Here is a 7,704-nt window from a genome sequence, read left to right as displayed (position 1 = left end):
TCCCCCGCCCTCCAATCCCACGAGCCCGCCCCCGTCTTCCGGCAGCAATGCGTGCACGACGCAGCAGGCCGCCGTGCAGATGGCGGCGCAGACCGCGCCGACCGAACCGCCGATCGATCACCTGATCGTCAAGCTGAAGACGCTGACGGCCACGCGTGCGATGTCGGCCATCGACAACGGGACGCGGCTCGACGCGGTGATCCAGCGCTCGATGACGCGCTGGACGGCGCCGGTCACCGGCAGCGCACGTGCCTATGCGAGCGCGGTCGGGCAAACGCCGGTGAACGTGCAGGTCGAACGGACGATCTCGAACGGCGCGACCGTGCTGTCGCTCGGCCAGCGCATGGCCGCCACCGACGCAGCCGCGCTCGCGCAGGCATTCGCAGCCGATTCGGACGTCGACTACGCGGAACCGGATCATCCGATGCAGATCCGCGACACGCCGAGCGACCCGCTCTACAGCCAGCAGTGGTACCTGTCGGACCCGACCGCCGGCGTCAACCTGCCGCCAGCGTGGAGCGTGACCAAGGGTTCGCCGACCGTCGTCACGGCCGTGCTCGACACGGGCTACCGGCCGCACGCCGACCTCGTCGGCAACCTGCTGTCCGGGTACAGCTTCATCAGCAACGTCAACACCAGCAACAACGGCCTGACCCGCAGCTCCGACGCAACCGACCCGGGTGACTGGGTCACGCAGCAGGAACTCGACAACGCAAACGGCCCGTACTATCACTGCGCGAGCCAGCCGAGCGACAGCAGCTGGCACGGCACCCGCGTGATGGGCGTGATCGGCGCGACCGCCAACAACGGCACCGGCATCGCCGGCGTGTCGTGGCTCGGCCAGATCCTGCCGGTGCGCGTGCTCGGCAAGTGCGGCGGCACGACGAGCGACATCGCCGACGGGATGCGCTGGGCCGCCGGCATCGCGGTGAACGGCGTGCCGAACAACCCGCGCCCCGCGAAGGTCATCAACCTGAGCCTCGGCGGTGTCGGCGCGTGCAGCACGACGTTCCAGCAGGCCATCGACGACGTGACCGCGAAGGGCGTGACCGTCGTCGTCGCCGCCGGCAACGACGGCCTGTCGACCGGGCTCGACCAGCCCGCGAACTGCCGCGGCGTGATCAGCGTCGGCGCCACCGACGCGACCGGCCGCCGCGCGTCGTTCAGCAACTTCGGCCCCGATGTCTCGCTGAGCGCGCCGGGCGTCAACATCCTGTCGACGTCGAATACCGGCACGACGACCCCGGGCTCGGACACCTACGGCCTCGCGAACGGCACGAGCCTCGCCACGCCGCAAGTGACGGGGGTTGCCGCGCTGATGTTGTCGGTGAACGGCAACCTCACGCCCGCGCAGATCCAGCAGAAGCTGCAGGGCGGCACGCGCACGACCAAGCTCGCGGCCGGCACGTCGTGCACCGCGATGCCGGCCGGCTCGGGCATCCTCGACGCAGGGGCCGCCGTCGCATCGGCCAACTGATACGCCACCCTTCTGCCTCGCCCCGGCCGCGCGCATGCCGATATCGCATGCGCGCGGCCGTTTCATTGGCGCCGATCCGACGGCGCGCCGTGCACGCATCACCCCGATTACGTTTCTCGAAATAACGACTGACAAAAGGGTTGACGCTTCGCACAGCGACCCATTACCATCGCTCCCGTCTAATTACATGGAGTGTTCTGTGAACACCGATGCGAGTTGTAGTTGGTCCTTGACCAACTTGACTGCTGCCTGAGGAAAACGCGCAGAGCCTCGTCTTCTGCCGCATCCCGGGAAGCAGGATGCGGCGTCCTTCCGGCCTGACTTGACTGGCCAGATCTCCCGCCGAATTTTCATTGTTGTCGAATGCACGCGATGCGCCGTCGCGCGCGTGCGTTCGTGTTGCGCGCAGCGTCAGCCGCGCGCGCTTTCCGTTCGCGTGCCGTCCGGCCGCGCGCCTTCGTGCGTGCGTCGCTGTCGATCGCCCGTGCCGATTACTCGCAACCGACAGGAGTGCAGATGAACTCAGACGACAGTAGTCGATTACCGCTCGCCGGTGCGACGCTGCGCACTGCCCCTCCGGCCGCACCGCACGCGCCGGCGAGCGTTCCCGCCTTCACCGATCCACAGCCGATCGCGCCTGACGCGACGCGGCGGGGAGCGTTCGTGCGTCGATAACGTCACGGCCGCTCCCCGCCCGCCGCCTCGTGCGCAAGGAGCGACTCATGACAACACGACACAACACATCGCAAAAGAAACAGCGCGGCTTCATCAAGGCCGGCGCCGGCCAGCAGAACGACCCGCGCATCATGCGCGCCGCACAGGAAGCGGCCCGGCCGCTCGAAGACACGCTGAAGTCGCTGAACACCAGCACGCGCGGCCTCACCTACGACCAGGCCGCCGATCGCCTGCAGCACTACGGCCCGAACGAAATCGCGCACGACAAGCCACCGCACTGGACGCGCCAGTTGCTGCTCTCGTTCCACAACCCGTTCGTCTACGTGCTGCTGGTGCTGGCCGCCATCAGCTTCTTCACCGACGTCTACTTCGCGGCGCCCGACGATCGCGACTACGTCGGCATGACGATCCTGCTGACGATGGTCACGATCAGCGCGCTGCTGCGCTTCGTGCAGGAATTCCGTTCGCTGCGCGCGGCCGAGAAGCTGAAGGCGATGGTCCGCACGACCGCCACCGTGCAGCGTGCCATGACCGACACGTCCGAACCGACACGCCGCGAAGTGCCGATGCGCGAAGTCGTGGCCGGCGACATCGTGCACCTGTCGGCCGGCGACATGATCCCGGCGGACGTGCGCCTGCTCGCATCGCGCGACCTGTTCATCAGCCAGGCCGTGCTGACCGGCGAGGCGCTGCCCGTCGAGAAGTACGACACGCTCGGCGCGGTCGCCGGCAAATCCGCCAGCACGCGCGCAGCCGACTCCGCGACCGATACGTCTGCATCGCTGCTCGATCTCGAGAACGTCTGCTTCATGGGCACCAACGTCGTCAGCGGCACGGCGACGGCCGTCGTCGTCGCGACCGGCGAGGACACCTACTTCGGCTCGCTCGCGCGCAACGTCGTGAGCCACAAGCGCATCGAGACGAGCTTCGACCGCGGCGTCGCGAGCGTGAGCTGGCTGCTGATCAAGTTCATGTTCGTGATGGTGCCGATCGTGTTCATGATCAACGGGCTGACCAAGGGCGACTGGCTGAGCGCGCTCACGTTCGCCCTCGCGGTGGCCGTGGGCCTCACGCCCGAGATGCTGCCGATGATCGTCAGCGCGAACCTCGCGCGCGGCGCGGTTGCGATGGCGCGCCGCAAGGTCGTCGTCAAGCGGCTGAACTCGGTGCAGAACTTCGGCGCAATGGACGTGCTGTGCACCGACAAGACCGGCACGCTGACGCAGGACAAGATCATCCTCGAACATCACCTCGACCTGTCGGGCTACAAGGACGAGGAGATCCTGCGGCTCGGCTGGCTGAACAGCTTCCACCAGAGCGGCCAGAAGAACCTGATCGACATCGCGGTCGTTGCGCGTGCCGACGAGATCGGCGAGCGCGTGAAACCGCAAGGCTACAAGAAGATCGACGAACTGCCGTTCGACTTCGTGCGGCGCCGCCTGTCGGTCGTCGTCGAGGACACGCACGGCACGCACCTGCTGATCTGCAAGGGCGCGGTCGAGGAAATGCTGGCCGTCTCCACGCACGTGCAGGATGAGGACGGCGTGCGCCCGCTCGACTTCGTCGCGCGCAAGCGGCTGCTCGAACAGGCCAGCGCCTACAACGAGGACGGCTTCCGCGTGCTCGTGCTCGCGACGCGCACGATCCCGCGCGGCGACGAGCGCCAGCAATACCGCACCGCCGACGAACACGACCTCGTCGTGCGCGGCTTCCTGACTTTCCTCGATCCGCCGAAGGAATCGGCCGCGCCGGCACTCGCCGCGCTGCGCGAGAACGGCGTCGCGGTGAAGGTGCTGACGGGCGACAACCCGATCGTCACGATGAAGGTGTGCCGCCAGGTCGGCCTCGAACCCGGCAAGCCGATGCTCGGCACGGAAATCGAGGCGCTCGACGACGCGACGCTCGCGGAAGTCGTCGAACGCACGACCGTGTTCGCGAAGCTCACGCCGCTGCAGAAGGCGCGCATCGTGAAGGCGCTGCAGGCAAACGGCCACACGGTCGGCTTTCTCGGTGACGGCATCAACGATGCGCCCGCGCTGCGCGACGCCGACGTCGGCATCTCGGTCGACAGCGGCGCCGACATCGCGAAGGAAACCGCCGACATCATCCTGCTCGAAAAGAGCCTGATGGTGCTCGAGGAAGGCGTGATCAAGGGCCGCGAGACGTTCGGCAACATCCTGAAGTACCTGAACATGACCGCAAGCTCGAACTTCGGCAACGTGTTCTCGGTGCTCGTCGCCAGCGCATTCCTGCCGTGGGAGCCGATGCTCGCGACCCAGCTGCTCGTGCTGAACCTGATCTACGACACGTCGCAGATGCTGCTGCCGTGGGACAAGATGGATCCCGAGTTCCTGAAGAAGCCGCGCAAGTGGGAAGCCGGCAACATCAGCCGCTTCATGCTGTGGGTCGGGCCGACGTCGTCGGTGTTCGACATCACCACGTACATCCTGATGTGGACGGTGTTCGGCGCAGGTGCGATGTATCACCTGAACGGCGGCACCGGCGGCCAGATCGTGATGAACTCGGGCTGGTTCATCGAGAGCCTCGTGTCGCAGACGCTCGTCGTGCACCTGCTGCGCACGCAGAAGATCCCGTTCCTGCAGAGCACGGCCGCGCTGCCGGTGCTGCTGTCGACGTTCACCGCGATCGCGATCGGCTGCTGGCTGCCGTTCTCGCCGTTCGCGGAGTCCCTCGGCTTCATGCACCTGCCGGGCACCTTCTGGCTGTGGCTCGCCGCGACGATGGTCGGCTACATCCTGCTCGCGCAGATCGTCAAGACGATCTACGTGCGGCGCTACAAGCAGTGGTTCTGAACGTCTTCGCCTGACGGCCTGCCGTCCCGCGCCCTCGGCGTGGGCCGGCAGGCTCGCCACGCACCACGGGTGACACGATGAAAAGAATGCTTCCGCTCGCAGCCGCGAGCGCCCTCCTCGCGCCGTTCGATGCCCTCGCCACCCATCCGCTCGTCAGCGACGACACGGGTACGCAGGGCAACGCGAACTGGCAGTTCGAATTCAACGCGGAGGAAACCTCGAAACAGGAAGAAAACGGCCGCCACCAGCTGTGGAACGCGACGCTCACGCGCGGGTTCGGCGAACACGCCGATCTCTACGTGAACGCGCCCTACACGCATCTGCAGACCCGCACCGACGAGAATGGCGCCGGGGTCGGCGATGTCGAGATCGGCATGAAATGGCGGTTCGTCGAACGCGGCCCGCTGTCGATCGCGCTGAAGCCAAAACTGACGGCGCCCACCGGCAACGACCGGCGCGGGCTCGGCACCGGCCGCGTGGGTGCCGGTGCAACGCTGCTCGCGCAGCTCGACGTTGCGCGATTTTCGTTTCTCGCGAACGCGGGCATGACCTACCAGCCGAATCGCCAGGGCGACCTGACGTCGATCTGGGCTGTGTCGGGCGCGGCGATCTACAAGGCGACCGACAAGCTGCAGATCGTGGCCGACATCGGCACGTCGCGCCACACGGCGAGCGGCGCCGGCGCGAATCCTGCATTCGCGATCGCAGGCGCGATCTATTCGCCGAAGCCGTGGCTCGATCTCGACATCGGCTACCGGCGCGGGCTGAACGACCAGACCTACGATCATTCGGTGATGGGCGGCGTGACGGTGCGGTGGTAATGCACCGGCAAGCCGCATCGAGCCGCATACTGAACCGCAAGACGACGGGCCGCTTTCAGCGGCCCGTTTTTCATTGTGCGTCGTTCGCGCCAAACAGTTGCGCGCACACCGCGCGCCCTTCGTCGGTCAGCGCGGCGCTGCCGGTACCGTCCTCGTTCAGTGTCGTCGCGCTCAAGCCCGCGGCGTCGAGCTGCGTCAGCACGCGGCGCAGCGTGCTCATCGGCAGTTGCGTGCGTTTCGCGATCTTCGGCAACGACCAGGTCTTGCCGGCCGGATCGCTCGCGGCTTCGTTCAGCGTCGCGAGCGTCGCAACGAGTGCGGGGTCGAGCGGGGATTCGTCGGATTCAGAAGTCATGGGGGCGGTCGGTGAGCGAGACTGGGGCTTGCGTTCGGGTGTCCGGCACGCGATCGGGCGAACGCCGCCGGCCGAGGAGACTATACCGCTTCGTCCGTCATGCATTCTTGATCGCGGCACGCATGAACGACACGAAGCGTGTGGTGACGGGGTCGTCGCGGTCCGACAGCCATGCGAGCCCGACGCGCCACTTCGCGTCCTTGCCGTCGAGCGGCAATACCGTCGCGTCGCGCAGCAGATATTGCGCCCGCGACGGAATGAACGCGACGCCCGCGCCGGCCGCGACCGACGCGAGCACGGACTGCACGTCTTCGGCCTGCTGCGTCACGTGCGGCACGAAGCGGCGCTCGACGCACCACCGGTCGACCTGCGCGGCCAACCCTTGCCCGCGTGCACGCTGCAACGCGATGAAGCCGATCTCGTTGAGCGTATCGAGATCGGCCGGCACGCGCTTCAGGCCGAGATGCGGCGGCACCGCCAGCGCCAGCGCCTCGTCGATCACCTTGAACGACGACAGTCCTTCGTCCGACGGCAGGCGCAGGAATCCCGCATCGAGCTTGCCCGCGCGCAACCGGCGCGTCTGCTCCGCGGACGACAGGTCGCTCAACGTGACGGCAATGCCGGGATTCCGGCTGCGAAACTCCGCGACGAGCTTCGGGACGAGCGTCAGAACCGACAGACAGATGCCCAGCCGCAAATGACCGCGCTGCCCGCTCGACAGCTCACGCGCGCGGGTAAGAATCTCGTCCGCATCGCGCACCAGCGCCTGCGCATCGGGCAGGAAGCGCTCGCCGAACGCGGTGAGCTCCGCGCCGTGCCGGCCGCGCTCGAACAGCTTGCCGCCGAGGCTCGCCTCGAGCGCGCCGATCTGCTTGCTCAGTGCCGGCTGGCTCATGTGCAGCGCATCGGCCGCGCGGCTGAAATGACACAGCTCGGTGACCGTCAGGAAGGTTCGCAGCAGTTTCAATTCCATTCTTAAAAGGAATCTTAACGATCAAAACATTCATTTTACCGATCGAATGCGATGACGTTCAATACGGACATGCCCTTTCAGGAATCGACCGTCATGTCTGCTGATCTCGTCTGTGAATGTCCGCCCGACGACACTTCGTGCGCACCGGCCGCCATCGATGAGCGCGCCGCAACGGCCGATCGCCGCGCGCCAAAACGTCGCACCGAACGCACCGACGGCCGCGGCCGCCGCTTTCGCTTCGGCGATGCGGTGGACGCGATGAGCGCGCCGAACGACGCGCCGCCGCGCCCCGTGACCGGTTCGATCGCGATCAGTTTTGCGGTGGTGTCGCGGCGCAACTGGCCGCGTTGAGCATCGTCGCTATCGACCCACGGTCGCGCCGCGTATCGTTTCATATACAGAGCGACCGCAAGCGCGCAGCCCACTGCGCCCTCGTCAAGTCGCCGACCAGCACCACCAAAACTCACCGAATCGCGCATCTTTTCCCGCCTTCAATCGTCATCGCTCCGCGATCGACCGTATAATTTTCCGCATCCCGCTGACCGCCCACGCATTCCACGCAGCCTCGCCACGCGTGAAAAGGAGACTTT

At 66.8% G+C, this 7,704-nt stretch carries 6 protein-coding genes; 4 read left to right on the top strand and 2 right to left on the bottom strand.

Annotation, left to right across the window (positions count from 1 at the left end; genetic code table 11):
• The 3 genes from FFS49_RS14325 to FFS49_RS14305 form a co-directional block, all read left to right on the top strand.
• The coding region (locus tag FFS49_RS14325) for a S8 family peptidase (RefSeq protein WP_137951008.1) at window positions 1-1,477 on the top strand (1,477 nt) is incomplete at its 5' end.
• 722 nt (window positions 1,478-2,199) lie between these two features.
• Entirely contained in the window at window positions 2,200-4,965 is a 2,766-nt protein-coding gene (gene mgtA / locus FFS49_RS14310) for a magnesium-translocating P-type ATPase (protein WP_105817939.1), read from the top strand.
• Window positions 4,966-5,042: 77 nt separating this feature from the next.
• Window positions 5,043-5,786 carry a transporter gene (locus FFS49_RS14305; RefSeq protein WP_039351191.1) on the top strand — a complete coding sequence of 248 codons (744 nt, stop codon included), beginning with the start codon at window positions 5,043-5,045 and terminating at the stop codon, window positions 5,784-5,786.
• A gap of 70 nt (window positions 5,787-5,856) precedes the next feature.
• Here the strand turns inward: FFS49_RS14305 and FFS49_RS14300 are convergent, their stop codons facing one another.
• Together FFS49_RS14300 and FFS49_RS14295 are read right to left on the bottom strand one after the other, a co-directional pair.
• A complete protein-coding gene (locus FFS49_RS14300) occupies window positions 5,857-6,141 on the bottom strand; it encodes a transcriptional regulator (RefSeq protein ID WP_071332416.1) in 285 nt (94 codons plus the stop codon).
• A 97-nt stretch (window positions 6,142-6,238) separates the two neighbouring features.
• Entirely contained in the window at window positions 6,239-7,114 is an 876-nt protein-coding gene (locus FFS49_RS14295) for a LysR substrate-binding domain-containing protein (RefSeq protein ID WP_105817940.1), read from the bottom strand.
• A gap of 51 nt (window positions 7,115-7,165) precedes the next feature.
• Here FFS49_RS14295 and FFS49_RS14290 point away from each other — a divergent pair, with 51 nt between their 5' ends.
• Entirely contained in the window at window positions 7,166-7,465 is a 300-nt protein-coding gene (locus tag FFS49_RS14290; RefSeq protein WP_105817941.1) for a hypothetical protein, read from the top strand.
• Window positions 7,466-7,704: the final 239 nt, after the last annotated feature.

Origin of the sequence: Burkholderia sp. 4NA327C6 (genome assembly GCF_005502655.1) — a bacterium.
Lineage (GTDB): Bacteria > Pseudomonadota > Gammaproteobacteria > Burkholderiales > Burkholderiaceae > Burkholderia > Burkholderia contaminans.
Note: the sequence above shows the minus strand (reverse complement) of the source record. Positions and strands in the feature narration are given on the sequence as shown.